Genomic DNA, 16,838 nt, shown 5'->3' with positions numbered 1-16,838 from the left:
ATTCAGCCCTCCGAGTTGGCGTTTTTGAAGTCCAGGGTCATTTCCTTGGGTGCGCTTTCCCCTGCCCTGATCAACGGCTCTTCAGGCTCGGGTTTGCGAACAGGTGTCAGCAGTTCAACCTCTGCCGGGCTGCTGCTGTGTGCCTGAAAGGTTTTTCCTTCTTCGTTGGTATAACCGGCAATTCGGGTGCTATCAGCGAGCTTCAACGTATAGGGGGTACCCACCAGAGGTTCACCGGTTTTCTCATCCAGCAACAGGTAGCGCGCCTTGTGACTGCGCGGCGCGCTGTCAGGCAATTGGCCGAATTTATCGGTGTCAACTGCGCCGGGAATCAACGGCACCAAAATCCCGATCCCGGTCCCCACGCCAGGTGCGCCGCCGGTATTGACCTTCACTTCGGCGCCGCTGATGGTCACGCCGCCGGCGTCGACCTTGACGAAACTGCCGCCAGCCTTGGCGGTGAGTTCCATGCCGGCGTCTACCACGACCTTGTCGCCGGCGTGGTAGTGAATTTCGCTGCCGGCTTCGACGAATTGAGCGGTGCCGATTTTTACGTGCTGGGTCACGCCGACGGTCAGGTGCTCGTCGGCGCGCATTTCGCTGATGCGGTCCAGATGGGTGATGCGGTGTTCTTCAACCTTGAATTCGCTCAGCGTGTTGGCTTCGACGGTGTCGTGCCGTTCGTTGCCGACGCGGATCTTCTGGTCGTGCTCGATGTTCTCGTCCCAATCGCGCTGGGCGTGGATGTAGATCTGCTCGGCGCCTTTCTTGTCTTCGATGCGGAATTCGTTGTAGCCCTTGCCGCCCGGTGAGCTCAGGGTCTTGAAGGTGCTGCGGGTTTTGTTCGCCGGCAGGTCGTAGGAGACGACGTTTTCCTTGTGGTACAGGCAACCGGTGACCAGCGGCTGGTCGGGATCGCCTTCGAGGAAGGTGACGAGGACTTCCATGCCGATGCGCGGGATGGCGATGCCGCCATAGGCTGCGCCGGCCCAGCCGCTGGCGACGCGCATCCAGCAGGTGGTTTTGTCGTTGGACTGGCCGTCGCGGTCCCAGTGGAATTGCACTTTGATCCGGCCGAATTGGTCGCAGTGGATTTCTTCGCCTGCGGGGCCGGTGACGACGGCGGTCTGGCTGCCGAGGACTTTTGGTTTCGGGTGTTCAAGGGCAGGGCGGTAATGCGCGTCCCACGGGGTGGCGAGGAAGCTGTTGCGGTAGCCCTGGTGGAAATCGCTTTTGTTGTCGGTGACGTCGCTGGTGACGTTTTCGCCGAGCACTTGCGGCTGTTTGCCTTCGTGCAAGACTTCCAGCAGCAGCCACAGGTCGTTCCACTCGGCGCGCGGGTGTTCGGCCAGCGTCAGGAAATGGCCGCTGGTGAGGGTTGGTTCGTCACCTTTGCCTTCGGCGAGTTTGTAGTCGCTGCGATGGCGTTCGAGGGCGCGGGTGGAGAGGAACTTGCCGCGCTCGCGGGTGGTGAAGCGGCCGGGGTAGTCGTAGTCCTCGAGGTCCGGGGCGAACTCGGTTTTGACCGCGCCTTCGGGGAGGATCTGCGGTTTTTCGAAGTCGTAATCGCGGCGGCTGACGCGGGTGGTGCGGGTTTCCAGACGCAGGTTGAAGCGTTTGATCACCGGTTTGTCGGCGGCCATGCCGGAGTCTTGCTGGTAGCTCACCGGTTTCAGCTTGCGGAACACCGTCTGGTCGTCGCCGAATACCAGTTTGTGGCCGCTGCTGCTGTGCTGGAAGTGGAAGTGAATGCCTTCTTCTTCGCACAGGCGCTGGATGAAATGCAGGTCGGATTCGTCGTACTGCACGCAGTACTCACGTTCCGGGTATTCGGCGTTGAGCTGGAAACTGTAGGCGTCGGCGAGGATGCCGCGATCCTCCAGCACCTGAGCGATGATCTTCGGCACGGTCAGTTGCTGGAAAATCTGCTGATCGTGGTTGTGCCGCAGGTAGGCCAGTTGTGGCACCAGGCTGAGGCTGTAACGGGTCAGGGTCTTGCCGGAGTCGCCTTGCTCGATGCGATAGACCAGACCGTGGATCTTGCCTTCGCCGGTCGGGCCGAAAGTCAGGACGCCGGGCTTGTGCAGCAGCTCTTCGAGTTTGAGGTCGGGGCGCGCGCTGACGAGTTCGAGGTCGAAACGGAACGGTTGGTTGAGGGCTTCGCGACCGGTGAAGCTGAGGACTTGCAGGTCGGCGTTGGCGCCTTCGACAGTGAAGGTAATGTGGCTAGCGTTTGCATCCAGCATGCTCGACTCCATCCATTGGAAAAGCTGTGCCGATGTTGCAACAACTGAAACAGCCGATCAAGCGTCCAAACGCGCCATAATCAGCGATCAGACTCAGCTCACGATGCAGCCATCGAGGGACGGACGAGCCATGGATTCGCTGATCAACGCCGCCGCACGCGCGCTGTCTGCTGGTGACCCGCTAGGCGCGTTGAACTACGTCGCTCTGCGTGAGGACCCGCCGGCGCTGGCCCTGCGCGCAATTGCCATGGCTCAGCTCGGTGATCTGCCCCGTGCCAAGGCGTTGTTGCAACGGGCGATAAAGGCGTTCGGCAGCAATGAACCGTTGTCGCGGGCGCGTTGTGTGGTCGCCGAGGCCGAGGTGGCGCTGGCAGCGCGGGATTTGGGCTGGCCGGTGAAGGCACTGGAGGCGGCGCGGCAGGTTTTGCAGGATCACGGTGACGGTGTGAATGCGGCGCACGCGCGCTATTTACAGATTCGCCGGTTGCTGCTGATTGGCGAATTGGACGAGGCCGAGACGTTGCTGGGTGAAACTGACCCGGCGCCGTTGCCGCCGGCGCTGCGTACTGCTCATGAGTTGATCGCCGCCGGGATCGCCGTGCGTCGGGTCCAGGCACACAAGGCCAGTGCGGCGCTGGCTAGGGCGCAGGTTGCGGCGCAACAGGCCGGGATCGCCGCACTGAGCGCCGAGGTCGATCAGGCCAGTCACATGCTCGCTGCGCCGGCAGCACGGTTGATCGTCGCCGGTCAGGCAAAACTGGTGAATCTGGAGGAGGTGGAAGCGTTGTTCACCTCGTCGACACTGATCGTCGATGCCTGTCGCTACAGCGTGCGCGGTGCCGGCATGACGGTGGCGCTGGCCACGCGGTCGATGCTGTTCAATCTCGCACGATTACTCGCGCAAGCCTGGCCGGACGATGTGGCGCGCGAAACGCTGTTCGCCACAGCCTTTGGTTTTCCCCTCACGGATGAGTCGCACCGTGCTCGCTTGCGGGTCGAAATCGGCCGGTTGCGTGCGACGTTGGCACCGCTGGCGAGCATTACCGCAACGCCAAGAGGCTTTGCGCTGGTGGCCGCGGATGTGGCGTTGCTGACCTTGCCGGTCGAGGACAAATACGCGGCGTTGCTGGCCTTGCTTGCCGACGGCGAGAGTTGGTCGAGTTCGGCGTTGGCACTGGCCTTGGGCAACAGTCAGCGTCAGGTGCAGCGAGCGTTGGAGGCATTGGCGCTGGTGGGCAAGGTTCAGGCCTTCGGTGTCGGCCGGGCGCGGCGCTGGATGACGCCGCCAATGCCGGGTTTCGCGACGATCTTGTTACTCCCGGTGTCGCTGGGCAATGGCTAGGCTGGACCCACACACCCACGAGGAAGCCCCCATGAAACACGCAAACGCAGAAATCCTTCGCGAGTACGGCCCGTTTGATGACATCAAAGGCATTCACGGCGTGACCTTCGATGGCCAGCAGGTCTGGTTCGCCAGCGACGGACAGCTCAACGCACTGGATCCGGCCAGTGGCGAAACCGTGCGCACGCTCAAGGTCGGCGCCGACGGTGGAACCGCCTTCGACGGCAAGCACCTGTACCAGATTGCCGACCGCCACATCCACAAAATCGATCCGGCCACCGGACGCGTTCTGCACACCATTCCGGCACCGGGCAATGGCGGTGATTCAGGCATGGCCTGGGCGGACGGCTCGTTATGGGTGGGGCAGTATCGCGAGCGCAAGATTCATCAGATCGATCCGCAGACCGGCGAGATCCTGCGCACGCTGGAGTCGAACCGTTTTGTCACTGGGGTGACCTGGGTGGATGGTGCCTTGTGGCATGGCACTTGGGAGGGAGATGAGAGTGAGCTACGGCGGATTGATGCGCAGGATGGCAAGGTCCTTGAGTCGCTGAAGATGCCGGCGGGTCAGGGAGTCTCGGGTTTGGAGGCTGACGGCGCGGATCGCTTTTATTGCGGTGGCGGCGACAGCGGGCGGGTGAGGGCGGTGCGTCGGCCTCAGTGATCAAGGTGTCTGTACTGGCCTCTTCGCGAGCAAGGTCGCTCCCACAGTGATTGCGGGTGAACACAAATTTTGTGAGCAACCCCAAACCCTGTGGGAGCGAGCCTGCTCGCGAAAGCGGAGTATCAGTCACCGCTGTTTCGACGGCGTTCGATACCGTCCGGATTGCCGATGTCCAGCAACCTTCTTTCCACCAGGACATTCTCAAGTGCCTGACGCTCGACCGGCGCCATTTGGTGCTCACGCTTTTTCAGCTCCAGCAGAATCGGGCTGGACCAAGTGCGGTAGGTTTGTTCGATGTTGCGGCGCGACGTCATCAGTCTCTCCTTGATCAAGAGCCCGGTGTTGCGGGCAGGGGCTCAATCCGATGAGGTATTAACGTTAGACGACAAAGCCGGAACTCGCGAATGCACCGCGATCCCCTGTAGGCGTCGTGGCGCAAATTAATGGCTCGGCACGATCACGGGTGGCTGCGGTCGTACTCTTCACATGGGCGTATCACTTGTGGAGATCCAATGAGCCAGGAAGTCCTGACCACCGAAACCAACCGCCGCCAGTTGCAGCAGATCATCGCCGGGCTGTCCGACGGGGTGATTCTGCTGGAGCTGGATCAGAGCATTCTCTGGGCCAACGAAGCCGCGCTGGCCATGCACGGTGTCAGCCGGATCACCGATCTGGGCCACAATGCCGACGAATATGCCAAAAAATTCAACCTGCGCTATCGCAACAATCACTCGATCACCGCGGAAAACTACCCGATCAGCCGGGTGGCGCGCTGTGAGAGTTTCAATGACGTGCTGATCGAAGTATCGCCGACCGATGATCCGGAACGTATCTGGGTGCACAGCGTGCGCAGCATGATTCTCACCGATCGCGAAGGGCAGCCCGAGTCGTTGGTGCTGATCATGAGCGACGTCACCGACTGGGCCAACGCCGAGCAGCGTTTCGAAAAAACCTTCAACGCCAACCCCGCGCCGGCGGTGATCTGCCGCCTCAGCGACCTGCGCTACATCAAGGTCAATCCCGGTTTTCTCGAGATGACCGGCTATACCCGCGAGCAGGTGATTGGCACTTCGGCCTATGAGATCGACATTTTTGAGCAGGCCGAGAAAAAAGATCTGGCGATTCAGCGTCTGCGTGATGTCGCGACCATTCCGCAGATGCAGGCCGAACTGCGCCTGCCTGATGGCGGCAGCAAGCAAGTGATCGTCGCCGGCCAACCGCTGACGCTCAACGATGAGGATTGCATGCTGTTTTCCTTCGTCGACATGGAGCCGAGGCACAGGGCCGAGGTGGCGTTGCGTCAAAGCGAGGAGCGTTTTGCCAAGGCGTTTCGCCTGACGCCGGTGCCGATCCTGATTTGCAGTGCCGATGAACAGCAGGTGATCGACGTCAATCAGGCGTTCCTCGAAACCCTGGCCTACGACAGCGAGGACGTGCTCGGCAACACCGTGACGCGGCTGGATTTCATCGATGACAGCGGTGCGCGCACGCGGTTGCTGGCCGCGCTTGAGAAAAACGGTCGGGTCGATCGGGTGGATGTGCGGGTGCGCAAGAAAGATGCGGAACTGCTCGAGTGTGCGCTATCGGCCGACACCGTGAATATTCAGGACATGCCGTGTTATTTGCTGGTGTTGATGGACATCACCGAGCGCAAGCGCACCGAGCTTGAGCTGGTGGCGGCGATTGAAGAGGTGATGAAAGATGCTTCGTGGTTCAGTCGGACGCTGATCGAAAAACTGGCCAATGTGAAGAAGGTCAACTCGCCGCAATTGCCTAGCGTTTCGTTTACCGATCTGACGGCGCGTGAACGTGATGTGCTGGGGTTGATCTGTGAAGGGCTGGCGGACAAGGAGATCGCGGCGCGGCTGAAACTGGCGCCGAACACCGTGCGTAATCATGTCGCGACGGTGTATTCCAAGCTGGATGTGCACAGTCGCAGTGAGGCGATTGTCTGGGCGCGGGAGCGTGGCTTGTTCTCCGGGGAGTCGGGTGGCAAGGGGCAGCGATAGGGTGCAAATGCACTAGTTGATCTGGTGCAATTTGAGGTGTTGATGTCGGGCGGCTGTTCTTAGTCTGTTGGGGTGCGGTGCGAGCCTTTTGAGGTTTGTGGTCGCGTCCCTTCGAAGTTGCTAAAGGAACAGCCGCAATGATGAATCTTGTGCAGTTGCGCGCGCAGCTTGAGCGTAGTTTTTCGCCGCTGGCGTGTGAGTGTCTGGTTGATGGTGATCATTCGCTGACGGTGAAGCTGTATCACCCGGTGTCGGGGCAGGTGGATCTGGTGATCAGCGGGTTGAAGCTTGATGCGTTGCGTACGCCTGAGGCTGTTGAAGCGTTGGTTGAAGAGTTGCGGTATGAGCTTGAGAGCAATTCTTTGCGTTTGTTTCGGGATCCGGATTTGGCTTAGGGCTTTTGGGCTTGGCGGCCTTTGGGCCGACCATGCTCTTGGGGTTTGGGTGTATATCCGTTTTTTCGGGTGCTGCGGGTGGCGGTTCCGCTCTTACAGCGGGTCACTTTTTCAAACGCCGGAGTGCCGGCCCAGCAAAAAGTAACCAAAAGGCTGGGCCCCGGCGTTCGGCCCACTCGCTAAAGCTCGGGGTTCCTTCGTTCCGGGATCGATCCGGGGGCAGCGCCTACGGTTTGCTTCGCTGCACCTCCTCTCGCTGTGTTTGGCTTCGCCAAACGGTCGCTGCGCTCCCACCCCCGTATCAATCCCTCCACTCAGCCTGCCGAAGGGGCCAGCACGGCAAGATCAAGAGCTGCAGCCGAGCTAACGCTCATCCTGTTGAGTGGTGAAAAGCAGAAGCGATGCTAGGTGGGAGTTGCCTTGCTTTTGCTTTTCTGTGGGAGCGAGCTTGCTCGCGATGGCGGCCTGTCTGGCAAAGCGAATCCCAGCCTGCCAACCCTCGCTGATTCCAACGCAAAATCGACAGCCATACCCCTCCCGATCCGGCCTATTCACTGGCGCTTGCGGGGGCCTCGGCTATAAAGAATGAGTGGTCAGGTCTTCCGTGGTCGGTTCGGTCGCGGGAGTTGCTCTTCCATTCATCGCGGGTCGTCCTATGAACAATCCTGGGAAACGCGTGTTGCCGTTGGTTTTTTTTGCCGTTTTGCTGGCGGGCTGCGCCAGTCCTCCACCCCCTCCGCCAGTGACGCCACCGCCACCGCCGGAGCGCACGTGTCAGGTGCTCGAAAACACTGAGGTCGCCGGTGACGTGTACGCCGACGGGCAGGTGACTCGCCACATCACCACCACCCGTTGCGTCACGCAGTAGCGCCGGCGGGGCGTAAGTCCCGGGTTGAGCGGATTGTGCTGGTGGCGGACCTGGTCGGCACGGCGGTGTTTGCTGTCGAGGGTGCGATTGCGGCGATGCGCAGTCAGCTTGATTTGCTCGGGGTGATGGTGATTGCGTTTATCGTCGCCCTCGGCGGCGGGGTCACCCGTGATCTTTTGATTGGTGCGACGCCACCCAATGCCGTGGCCGATTGGCGCTACCCGGCGCTGGCGTTTTTCATGGGCGGGCTGGCGTTTGTCTTTCATGAGCAGGTGCTGGGCTGGTCTGGATCGACACTGGTTGTGCTCGACGCTGCGGGGTTGGCGCTGTTTGCCGTGGCGGGTGCGCAGAAGGCGTTGAATTTCGGCATTACGCCGTTTGTGGCGATGCTGATGGGCACGATCACGGGGGTTGGTGGCGGGGTGATTCGCGACATTGTGCTGGCGCGGATACCGCTGGTGTTGCAGGCGGATTTGTATGCGAGTTCGGCGTTTGTCGGTGCGGCGGTGTTGATCGTTGCGCGCAGGCTGGGCGTTTCGCCGGTGGCGGCGGCGTTGCTGGCGGGGGCGGGGTGTTTGACGTTGCGTTTGCTGTCGGTACATTTCGGTTGGCAATTGCCGAAAGTCATAGCCTGATACACGATCCCTGTGGGAGCGAGCCTGCTCGCGAAGGGGCCATGTCAGCCAACATATTTGTTGAATGACACACCGCATTCGCGAGCAGGCTCGCTCCCACAGGGTTAATCATTTGCCCGGGATCAGGACAAGAACCCACCGTCGACATTCAGCGCAACCCCGGTGGTGTAGCTCGACGCATCACTGGCCAGGTACAACACCGCACCGGCCATTTCACTCGGATCGGCCACACGCTTGAGCGGAATCTGTGTCAGCGCCTGCTTGAGAATCGCATCGTTTTTCACCAGTGCCGAGGCGAACTTGGTGTCGGTCAGGCCCGGCAGCAGGGCGTTGCAGCGGATGCCGAACTGCGCGCATTCCTTGGCGAAGACCTTGGTCATGTTGATCACCGCCGCTTTGGTCACCGAGTAGATGCCCTGGAAGATCCCCGGCGAAATGCCGTTGATCGACGCAACGTTGATGATGCTGCCGCCACCGTTTTCGCGCATCAGTTTGCCGGCTTCGACCGACATGAAGAAGTAGCCGCGAATGTTCACGTCGACAGTCTTCTGGAACGCGCTCAGGTCAGTGTCCAGCACGTTGCAGAATTGCGGGTTGGTCGCAGCATTGTTGACCAGAATGTCGAGGCGGCCGAACTGTTCCTTGATCCCGGCGAATACTTGGGCAATCTGTTCCATTTCACCGATGTGGCAGGCCACAGCTGTAGCCTTGCCGCCCGCAGCAATGATCGCGTCGGCCACGTGTTGGCAGCCGTCGAGTTTGCGGCTCGAGACGATCACGTGGGCCCCTTGCTGGGCCAACAGTTTGGCGATGGCTTCACCGATGCCACGGCTGGCGCCGGAAACGAAAGCGATCTTGCCGTCGAGGTCGAACAACTGAGTCTTGGACATTAAGGGTTCCTTGGTGTGGGCCGTCAGAGGCTCGATTTCGCAATGACTTGCAGGCTCATCTGCTCCAGCAGTTTGTTCATGTGAATGAACTGCGCGAAGCGTTTGTCCTGGGTCTGGCCATGGTAGAAGCGGTAGTAGATCTGCTGCACGATGCCGGCCAGACGGAACAGGCCGTAGGTGTAGTAGAAGTCGAAGTTGTCGATCTGGATGCCCGAGCGTTCGGCGTAGTAATCGACGAACTCACGGCGGGTGAGCATGCCCGGCGCATGGCTCGGCTGGCGGCGCATCAGTTGCACCGGCGCCGGGTCGTCCGCCTCTATCCAATACGCGAGGGTGTTGCCCAGGTCCATCAGCGGGTCGCCCAGGGTGGTCAGTTCCCAGTCGAGCACGCCGATGATCTGCATCGGGTTTTGCGGGTCGAGAATGACATTGTCGAAGCGGTAGTCGTTGTGGACGATGCTCGACGTCGGGTGGTCGGCCGGCATCTTGTCGTTGAGCCAGGCTTTGACCTTTTCCCAGTGCGGCGCATCCGGAGTCAGGGCTTTCTCATAGCGCTCGCTCCAGCCTTTGATCTGGCGGGCAACGTAGCCTTCCGGCTTGCCCAGGTCGCCGAGGCCGCAGGCGTTGTAGTCGACGCGGTGCAGTTCAACGAAACGGTCGATGAAGCTTTTGCACAAGGCTTCGGTTTTTGCCGAATCGAGGCCCAGTTCCGGCGGTAGTTCCGAGCGCAGGATGATCCCTTTGACCCGTTCCATCACATAGAACTCGGCGCCGATCACCGATTCGTCGGTGCAGTGCACGTAGGCTTTCGGGCAATACGGGAAGCCGTCGCGCAATTGATTGAGGATGCGGAATTCGCGGCCCATGTCGTGGGCCGATTTGGCCTTGTGGCCGAACGGCGGACGGCGCAGGACGAATTCCTGTTCCGGGTATTCCAGCAGGTAGGTCAGGTTCGACGCACCACCGGGGAACTGGCTGATCGCAGGCAGGCCGCTCAGGCCCGGAATATGTGCCTTGAGGTACGGATCGATCAGGCTGGCATCGAGTTCTTCGCCAGAGCGGATACGGGTGGACTGGTCAGTAAGCGCCATGCTTATCCCTTCTGCTTATTTTGGAGGCCAGACATCATTGGCTAATCTAATGGGGCGCTCGGGCGGTCACAAGCGCGGGTCGGTCTTATAGGTTAGCGTGTTGCCGGATAATCACCTTTGGGAATGTGCGCGACGGGCTGCGGCAGACTAAGGTTTAGCGGGTATGCCATGGTCGAAAAGGAGCTTTGAAATGGGCTGTCCGCAAGTCTGTGCCACGGCCACGTTGCAGTGCAGCTTCGGCGCCGCGCCGTCGATGCTCAACGTATTGCCGGTCAACCGCACGCTGACCGGCGGGATGCCGGCGGCGAACATCATGGATCACATCCCGTTGGTGAATATCCTGCCGTTTGGCGTGTGCATGAGCCTGGCCAACCCGATGGTGGCCGCTGCGACGGCGGCCGCGTTGGGGGTGTTGACGCCGATGCCGTGTATACCGGCGACGGCCACACCGTGGATTCCCGGTGGCGCGCCGACGTTATTGCTGGGCGGGATGCCAGCGATTGATGCCAACTCAACGTTGATGTGCAATTGGGCGGGGGTGATCAAGATTGCGATGCCGGGGCAGATGCAGATGCTTATTCCCTGACGTTTGGCGTTTATCCGAATACCGCCGCCCCTCACCCCAGCCCTCTTCCGGAGGGAGAGGGAGCCGACCGAGGTGTCTGCCGAGATACATCGACCTGAACGACCGAGTCGATTATGGATTCAAAACATGTCTTAGACGTCGGCGTAACTCGCCAATCTCCCCTCGATCAGTTCCCTCTCCCCCAGGGAGGGAGCCGACCGAGGTGTTCCCAAAAATCTGTCGATCTGAACGACCGAGTCGATTGTGGATTCTCTGCATATCCTTCACGTCGGCGTACCTCTTCAATATCCCCCGATCAGTTCCCTCTCCCTCGGGGAGAGGGCTAGGTGAGGGGCTCTTCAAGGTTCTCAGGCCTGCTGCGGATCCGCCCACTGCCGATACCACCAGCGCACCCGTGAAATCGGTTTGCCGTCCGCACCCAGCGGCCGCCCGTCGTCGGCAAACCCTTGCTCCGGCTCCAGCAATTGCCCGTTCACATAGCGTGCTTCCAGCGCTGGTTTGCCATTCGGATGAAAGCGCTGATAACGCCCCTCACGTACGCCATCGCGATAGAACTCAGCCTCAGCCACCTGGCCATCAGGGAAATAGTTGAATGCCTCCCCATGCAGCAGCCCACGTCGATACGTCGCCTTGCGCTGGAGAAAACCCTCCGGAGCGTAAAAACTCGCCACGCCTTGCAGTTTGTCGCGCACAAACGGCATCTGCGCCGAGACCTTGCCGTTGGGGTGATAGAGCAATGACGTGCCTTGCAGCTCGCCCTGGCTGTAATGCAGATCCGCCTGTTTGCGCCCGTCATCCTTGATGTTCAACGGGCCATCGAGTTGACCGTCCTGCAAGCGCCCCTTGAGCTGTTTGTCATTCTGCTGAAGATCCAGCGGTGTGATCGCCATGGCTGCTCCTTGTCAGTTGACCTGCACCAGACCGCCCTTGATGGTCAGCATGCCGCCGCCATCCACGGTCTGCGAGGCGGCGCCCTTGTTGGTCAGGCTGATGCCGGCGTCGTTGGTCAGCGTCGTGCCGGCCTTGTTGTCCAGTGAAGTTCCGGCCTGATTGGTCAAGGCCGTTCCAGCCTTGTGGGTGATCGAGGTGCTGGCCTCGGTGGCCAGGTCGGCGCCGCTTTTGATTGTGAAACTGCCGCCACTTTGCAGGGTCAGGGTGCCGCTGACCTTGATCGTCAGGTTGCCGTCGACCGTCAGGCTGTAATCGCCTGTGACTTTGTCGGTGAAATTGCCGCCGGTACTGTGGTTCTGGTCGGCGCCGACTTTCACCGTGCGGCTGTCCTTTACATCGAGACTGTCGCTGCCGGTCTGAATGGTCACGCTGCGTTTGCCTTTTTCCAGCGTCACCGTCTCGTCGCCGTCCTTCACTGTGCGGGTGCGCGCGTTCTGCACGGTGAGGGTTTCGTCGTGGCCGACGGTGGCAGTGGTGTCGTTGAGGACGTTGATGTTGAAATCCTTCTGCGCCTGCAAGAACAGTTCTTCCGCGTCCTTTTTGTCTTCGAAGCGCAGCTCGTTGAAACCGCCGCCACCCTTGGATGACTGGGTCTTGATTCCCGATTGCGTCTGATTGGCCGGGAGGGCATAGGGCAGGGCGTTGTCGCCGTTATAAACGCAACCGGTGACCAGTGGCCGGTCCGGATCACCGTCGATAAACGTGACGATGACTTCCTGGCCGATGCGCGGGATGAACTGCATGCCGAACCCCTTGCCACTCCACGGCAACACCACGCGTACCCAGCAGGAGCTGGTTTCGTCATTCTTGCCGTCGCGATCCCACGGAAACTGCAACTTGATCCGGCCGTATTCATCGGTCCAGATTTCCTCGCCGGATTTGCCCACGACAATGGCTGTCTGCGGATGCATGCGCGGCTTTGGCGTCAAACGTTGCGGGCGAAACGGCGTGGCTTTGGGGATCGCTTCGAAGCGGTTGCGATAACTTTCGTGGCTGGCGTCATGGGTGACCCGCGTGACGACCCAATCAATGTTCAGGCTTGCATCGTCGTGACCACCGAGGGTGAACCAGTGCCCCGGAATCAACCAGCGACAGTCGCTTTCACCGACAAAGCGTTTTTCCTCGCTGCGTAAGCCGTCGACGCGTTGTTTGGTCAACATATCGCCACGCGCCTTGGCGTTATAACCGCCCGGATGCTCATAAATTGTCAGGGGGCCGGCCACGGCTTCGGCCTGGTCGTACAGTGAGGTTGTCGGCGTAGTGAACTCATAATCCGTCGCCCGATACACCCCGGCCACGGCTTGCAAACAGACTTGGCCGGAACGGATGCCATGCAATTCACGTTCGCCCAAGCCCTGGCCCAGGTAATTGACCGTCGGCCCGTTGGGGATCGGCACGAAGGCGTCGTTGCTGTCGCCGAGCACCAGCGTGTGTTTGCCGTCCTCGTGGGTGAAAAACCAGAAAATTCCTTCCTCTTCCAACAACCGTGAGACGAACGCGAAATCCGTTTCACCGTACTGCACGCAGTACTCGCGTGGCGTATAGCTGCCGGTCAGCGACAGCTTGAAATCGCTGAAGCCGTGGGCCTTGAAGATGGTGCTGACGATGTCCGAGGTCGCGAGGTTCTGGAACACGCGGTTGTTGCTGGCCAGCTTCAGCCACCATAGCCATGGTCTTAATAGAAGCTGATAGCGTTCGGCGGTGGCGTCGGCGGGAAGTTGGCGGATCTCGGCGACCAGTGCGTCGAACGGGCGTAGTTGGGCGTCGTTGTGAAACGTGGTGGTGAGGTGGGTGGCGACGGCGTTGCTCAGGGTGAGGGACGCGCCGTCATTGAGGCCGTTAAGGGTTTGCGAACCGAGTGCATTGAGCGCTTCTTCACCCGATAGCGATTCAGGATAAAGCGCCGACAGCGAGGGGGCGGTGAGGGACAGGGTGGTATTGCTGTCGATTGAGCGGGGCATTGAGCACCTTCATTCAATGGAACTGATCGCGTTTTTCTGATCATTGGTAGCTTGATTTGAGGGGCTTCTTGTTTTTCTTCAGTCGATACTTGTTTTCGAACTCGGCCCAGACGAGCCGCATTGAATGCCAGGGTTGCTCGGTTTTCAGTTCGGTGGCTTTCGCATGAAGCAGTGCAGGGATCGCTCCCAGGTCATTATTGGTTCTTATTATGTTTATAAGCGTATCTGTCTGACTCAGGCTTTTCTTTTGAAGGTGGTTCATGCTGTTAGACTTTTTCTCTTCCTGCGCAATGGTTGGTTTGTTTTGTTCCAGGAAAGCGATCGCACGATTAAGGTTTATAGTCGCTGCTGGCGACTCTGGGCCACCTGCAGCACCTGATTCATGTCCGTGATATTCATCTTTTCCGCTGTAGCCTTCCAGACATTCGATTATCTTGGCTTGCGACACGAATAAACGCTCCAGATCCTGGGCTTTGCTGGTGCGATAGGATTGAATGCAGCTCCAGACACTTGTTGCAGACATTTTGATAATTCCTCTTGCAAGATTCAGTGGCGCCAAAATGGGGACAGGCTTTTTTTCATGACTTTATCCTTGTCAGTTTTGGACGAGCGCCTTTCTTTCATCACGGTTATCGTGCACTTGTGGCGGACCCCGGGCCTTACTCCAACACCCACTCCGCCAGTTTCCCGGTTACTTGCGTCATCAACACATTCTCGACATCCCGCGCGCCGGCCGCGCTGCACTTGGCCAGCACTGCTTTGACAATTCCCGAATCGAACTCGAACTGCTTGCCGGTCGCTGCCTTGTAACGCCCGCGCAATTTCTCCAGTTTCGCCAGCACAATCCCTTCCAGTGTCTGCTCATCCAGTGGCCGATACGCGACCACGGTCATGCGCGCCAGAAATGCCGGGCGGAAGGCTTGCAGCAGGACCTTGTGCAGGGCTTCGTTGAAGGCTTCGGAGCCGAGTTGCGCAACCGGGGTATCGAGCAACAGTTCGGCGCCGACGTTGCTGGTGGCGAGCATCACGGTGTTCTTGAAATCGACCACCAACCCGGTGCCGTCCTCCATCAAGCCTTTATCGAAAACGTTGTAGAACGCCTCGAGCACATCCGGGTGCGCCTTCTCGATTTCATCGAGCAACACCACCGAATAGGGTTTGCGCCGCACCGCTTCGGTCAGTACGCCGCCGCTGCCATAACCGACATAACCCGGTGGTGCGCCTTTGAGTTGGCTGACGGTGTGGGCTTCCTGATATTCGGAAAGATTGATACTGATGAGGTTGCGTTCACCGCCGTACAACGCATCAGCCAAGGCATAAGCGGTTTCGGTTTTACCGACGCCCGTGGGTCCGACCAACAGGAACACACCCACTGGTTTTTGCGGGTCGGTAAGTCCGGCGCGGTAGGCCTGCAAACGTTGTGCGATGGTATTGAGCGCGATGCTTTGGCCCATCACGCGTTGGCCCATGCGTGTGCCTAGAGTGCGCACGGCGTGGGCTTCGTCGGCGAGCATTTTGCCGACGGGGATGCCGGTCCAGCCGGCAATCACGGCGGCGACGGTTTTGGTGTCGACCTGCTCTGGCACCAGTGGATCGTCCTGGCGAATCGCGTCGAGTCCGGCCTCCAGGCGCAACAGTTCGGCGGCGAGATGATCGATGCGGCTGTCGGTGGCTTCATCGGGTTTGTCGCTGTCGGCACGTTCGCTCAAGGCCAGCAGTTCGCGCCGGGTATCGAGCAGCTCGCGTACGGCAACGCGCTCTTCGCTCCAGCGGGTTTCCAGTTCGCGGATGGCTTGCACATTGGTCTTCGATTCACTTTCCAGCAGCGTGATGCGTTCGCGGTGGTCCAGCCCGGTGGCCTGTTCGCGGCGCAGACGTTCGACTTCTTCTTTCAGACTTTGCTGGCGGTGGCGCAGGCTCTCCAGCGGCGGCGGCACATCATGCTGGCCGAGGGCGACGCGGGCGCACGCGGTGTCGAGCACGCTGATGGCTTTGTCCGGTAACTGGCGGCCGGAAATGTAGCGGTGCGAGAGCTTCACCGCTTCATGAATAGCGGCATCGAGCACTTGTACGCCGTGGTGCTGTTCAAGTTTGGCGGCCACGCCGCGAAGCATTTCCACGGCAGTGATTTCGTCCGGTTCTTCAACCTGCACCAGTTGAAAGCGGCGGGCGAGGGCAGGGTCTTTCTCGAAATATTTTTTGTATTCCATCCACGTCGTGGCAGCGAGGGTGCGCAACTCGCCACGGGCCAGCGCCGGTTTCAGCAGGTTGGCGGCATCGCTGCCACCCTCGGCACCGCCCGCACCGATCAGGGTGTGGGCTTCGTCGATGAACAGGATGATCGGTTTGTCGGCACTGCGCACCGCGTCAATCACGCCCTTCAAGCGCTGTTCGAATTCACCTTTGACCCCGGCACCGGCCTGCAACAGACCGAGGTCGAGCACCCGCAGGCTGACTTCCTGCAACGACGGCGGCACATCCCCGGCAGCGATGCGCAGGGCCAGGCCTTCGACCACGGCGGTTTTACCCACACCCGGTGCGCCGACCAGAATCGGATTGTTTTGCCGACGGCGCAGCAGAATGTCGATGCACTGGCGAATTTCACCGTCGCGACCCACGATTGGATCAATGCGTCCGGCATGCGCGTCGGCCGTCAGGTCCTGGGTGTATTGATCGAGCACCGAGTCCCGGCGGGGGGCTGAATTGGCCGATGAACCCGGACGCGCACCGACATGCTCACGAGAGTTTTCCGTCCATTCCAGCAGATTCGCGCGCAGTGCTTCCTTGGGAATCCGCAGCAACGACGAGGCGCTGTTGAGCAGCAAGCTGCGGCGTTCATCGCGATCAACCAACGCCAACAACAGCAATCCGGAACGAATACTGTCGAGCCCCAACACACTGGCCTGCACCACTGCATCTTCGAGCAGACCGAGGGTGTGTGACGACAGCGCCGGCGTGCGCGTACTGCCCGCCTTGAACAGGTCCAGCGCCTTGTTGATCTCCGCCGTGAGCGCATCACGTTCCAGGCCGAAACGCGGCAGCAGAAAAGCCAAATCACCGCCCTCGATGTCGAGCAGCTCGAGCAACAGATGTTCGATCTCGACAAAGTGATGGCCGCGTTGCAGACAGCGCTGCGCGGCGCGCTCAAGGGCGCGGCGGTTATCCGGGTTGAGGCGTCCGATCAGGCTGGCCAGTTCCAT

15 protein-coding genes are annotated in these 16,838 nt (G+C 60.1%); 7 read left to right on the top strand and 8 right to left on the bottom strand.

Features of this window, described 5'->3' with window-relative positions; all coding sequences use genetic code 11:
- Nucleotides 1-2: 2 nt before the first annotated feature.
- On the bottom strand, nucleotides 3-2,246 hold the full coding sequence (gene tssI / locus F8N44_RS14370; protein ID WP_224794768.1) for a type VI secretion system tip protein VgrG: 2,244 nt from the start codon (nucleotides 2,244-2,246) through the stop codon (nucleotides 3-5).
- Nucleotides 2,247-2,376: 130 nt separating this feature from the next.
- Between tssI (F8N44_RS14370) and F8N44_RS14365 the strand changes: the two genes are divergently transcribed.
- Nucleotides 2,377-3,588 carry a helix-turn-helix domain-containing protein gene (locus tag F8N44_RS14365; RefSeq protein WP_150650734.1) on the top strand — a complete coding sequence of 404 codons (1,212 nt, stop codon included), beginning with the start codon at nucleotides 2,377-2,379 and terminating at the stop codon, nucleotides 3,586-3,588.
- A gap of 31 nt (nucleotides 3,589-3,619) precedes the next feature.
- Complete coding sequence (locus F8N44_RS14360) at nucleotides 3,620-4,252, top strand: PQQ-binding-like beta-propeller repeat protein (RefSeq protein WP_150650733.1); 633 nt, start codon at nucleotides 3,620-3,622, stop codon at nucleotides 4,250-4,252.
- A 122-nt stretch (nucleotides 4,253-4,374) separates the two neighbouring features.
- Here F8N44_RS14360 and F8N44_RS14355 read toward each other — a convergent pair whose 3' ends face one another.
- Entirely contained in the window at nucleotides 4,375-4,566 is a 192-nt protein-coding gene (locus tag F8N44_RS14355; RefSeq protein WP_038366183.1) for a hypothetical protein, read from the bottom strand.
- A 198-nt stretch (nucleotides 4,567-4,764) separates the two neighbouring features.
- Here F8N44_RS14355 and F8N44_RS14350 point away from each other — a divergent pair, with 198 nt between their 5' ends.
- The 4 genes from F8N44_RS14350 (at nucleotide 4,765) to F8N44_RS14335 (ending at nucleotide 8,159) form a co-directional block, all read left to right on the top strand.
- Nucleotides 4,765-6,261: a helix-turn-helix transcriptional regulator gene (locus tag F8N44_RS14350; RefSeq protein ID WP_150650732.1), complete on the top strand. Its 1,497-nt coding sequence runs from the start codon at nucleotides 4,765-4,767 to the stop codon at nucleotides 6,259-6,261.
- Nucleotides 6,262-6,398: 137 nt separating this feature from the next.
- Nucleotides 6,399-6,656, top strand: coding sequence for a DUF1652 domain-containing protein (locus tag F8N44_RS14345; protein WP_150650731.1), 258 nt, complete (start codon nucleotides 6,399-6,401; stop codon nucleotides 6,654-6,656).
- A gap of 655 nt (nucleotides 6,657-7,311) precedes the next feature.
- Nucleotides 7,312-7,524: a hypothetical protein gene (locus tag F8N44_RS14340; RefSeq protein ID WP_150650730.1), complete on the top strand. Its 213-nt coding sequence runs from the start codon at nucleotides 7,312-7,314 to the stop codon at nucleotides 7,522-7,524.
- Nucleotides 7,509-8,159 carry a trimeric intracellular cation channel family protein gene (locus F8N44_RS14335; RefSeq protein ID WP_224794767.1) on the top strand — a complete coding sequence of 217 codons (651 nt, stop codon included), beginning with the start codon at nucleotides 7,509-7,511 and terminating at the stop codon, nucleotides 8,157-8,159. The genes F8N44_RS14340 and F8N44_RS14335 overlap by 16 nt, the downstream gene beginning before the upstream one ends.
- A 122-nt stretch (nucleotides 8,160-8,281) precedes the next feature.
- Here F8N44_RS14335 and F8N44_RS14330 read toward each other — a convergent pair whose 3' ends face one another.
- A complete protein-coding gene (locus F8N44_RS14330) occupies nucleotides 8,282-9,049 on the bottom strand; it encodes an SDR family oxidoreductase (RefSeq protein ID WP_016985259.1) in 768 nt (255 codons plus the stop codon).
- A gap of 23 nt (nucleotides 9,050-9,072) precedes the next feature.
- A complete protein-coding gene (locus tag F8N44_RS14325) occupies nucleotides 9,073-10,140 on the bottom strand; it encodes a phosphotransferase family protein (RefSeq protein ID WP_150650729.1) in 1,068 nt (355 codons plus the stop codon).
- A 190-nt stretch (nucleotides 10,141-10,330) separates the two neighbouring features.
- On the opposite strand from F8N44_RS14325, the gene F8N44_RS14320 reads away from it, so the two are divergent.
- Entirely contained in the window at nucleotides 10,331-10,726 is a 396-nt protein-coding gene (locus F8N44_RS14320) for a DUF4280 domain-containing protein (protein WP_150650728.1), read from the top strand.
- Nucleotides 10,727-11,073: 347 nt separating this feature from the next.
- On the opposite strand, the gene F8N44_RS14315 is transcribed toward F8N44_RS14320, so the two are convergent.
- From F8N44_RS14315 to tssH, 4 genes are all read right to left on the bottom strand, one after another.
- Entirely contained in the window at nucleotides 11,074-11,616 is a 543-nt protein-coding gene (locus F8N44_RS14315) for a toxin-antitoxin system YwqK family antitoxin (protein WP_150650727.1), read from the bottom strand.
- 12 nt (nucleotides 11,617-11,628) lie between these two features.
- Nucleotides 11,629-13,638, bottom strand: a complete 2,010-nt coding sequence (gene tssI / locus F8N44_RS14310; RefSeq protein WP_150650726.1) for a type VI secretion system tip protein VgrG — start codon at nucleotides 13,636-13,638, stop codon at nucleotides 11,629-11,631.
- A 40-nt stretch (nucleotides 13,639-13,678) separates the two neighbouring features.
- Nucleotides 13,679-14,161 (bottom strand): hypothetical protein, encoded by a 483-nt coding sequence (locus tag F8N44_RS14305; RefSeq protein WP_150650725.1) that lies wholly within the window; start codon nucleotides 14,159-14,161, stop codon nucleotides 13,679-13,681.
- A gap of 136 nt (nucleotides 14,162-14,297) precedes the next feature.
- Nucleotides 14,298-16,838 carry a type VI secretion system ATPase TssH gene (gene tssH, locus F8N44_RS14300; protein WP_150650724.1) on the bottom strand — a complete coding sequence of 847 codons (2,541 nt, stop codon included), beginning with the start codon at nucleotides 16,836-16,838 and terminating at the stop codon, nucleotides 14,298-14,300.

It is taken from the genome of Pseudomonas fluorescens (assembly GCF_902497745.1).
In the GTDB taxonomy this organism is placed as follows: domain Bacteria; phylum Pseudomonadota; class Gammaproteobacteria; order Pseudomonadales; family Pseudomonadaceae; genus Aquipseudomonas; species Aquipseudomonas fluorescens_BM.
This window is presented reverse-complemented; position numbering and strand designations above follow the sequence as displayed.

Bases quoted from the DNA above. Each gene is read 5' to 3' on its own strand.
- tssI (WP_224794768.1), bottom strand. From the start codon at position 2,246: ATGCTGGATGCAAACGCTAGCCACATTACCTTCACTGTCGAAGGCGCC.
- F8N44_RS14355 (WP_038366183.1), bottom strand. From the start codon at position 4,566: ATGACGTCGCGCCGCAACATCGAACAAACCTACCGCACTTGGTCCAGC.
- F8N44_RS14325 (WP_150650729.1), bottom strand. From the start codon at position 10,140: ATGGCGCTTACTGACCAGTCCACCCGTATCCGCTCTGGCGAAGAACTC.
- F8N44_RS14330 (WP_016985259.1), bottom strand. From the start codon at position 9,049: ATGTCCAAGACTCAGTTGTTCGACCTCGACGGCAAGATCGCTTTCGTT.
- F8N44_RS14345 (WP_150650731.1), top strand. From the start codon at position 6,399: ATGATGAATCTTGTGCAGTTGCGCGCGCAGCTTGAGCGTAGTTTTTCG.
- F8N44_RS14305 (WP_150650725.1), bottom strand. From the start codon at position 14,161: ATGTCTGCAACAAGTGTCTGGAGCTGCATTCAATCCTATCGCACCAGC.
- F8N44_RS14350 (WP_150650732.1), top strand. From the start codon at position 4,765: ATGAGCCAGGAAGTCCTGACCACCGAAACCAACCGCCGCCAGTTGCAG.
- tssI (WP_150650726.1), bottom strand. From the start codon at position 13,638: ATGCCCCGCTCAATCGACAGCAATACCACCCTGTCCCTCACCGCCCCC.
- F8N44_RS14320 (WP_150650728.1), top strand. From the start codon at position 10,331: ATGGGCTGTCCGCAAGTCTGTGCCACGGCCACGTTGCAGTGCAGCTTC.
- tssH (WP_150650724.1), bottom strand. From the start codon at position 16,838: ATGGAACTGGCCAGCCTGATCGGACGCCTCAACCCGGATAACCGCCGC.
- F8N44_RS14365 (WP_150650734.1), top strand. From the start codon at position 2,377: ATGGATTCGCTGATCAACGCCGCCGCACGCGCGCTGTCTGCTGGTGAC.
- F8N44_RS14340 (WP_150650730.1), top strand. From the start codon at position 7,312: ATGAACAATCCTGGGAAACGCGTGTTGCCGTTGGTTTTTTTTGCCGTT.
- F8N44_RS14360 (WP_150650733.1), top strand. From the start codon at position 3,620: ATGAAACACGCAAACGCAGAAATCCTTCGCGAGTACGGCCCGTTTGAT.
- F8N44_RS14315 (WP_150650727.1), bottom strand. From the start codon at position 11,616: ATGGCGATCACACCGCTGGATCTTCAGCAGAATGACAAACAGCTCAAG.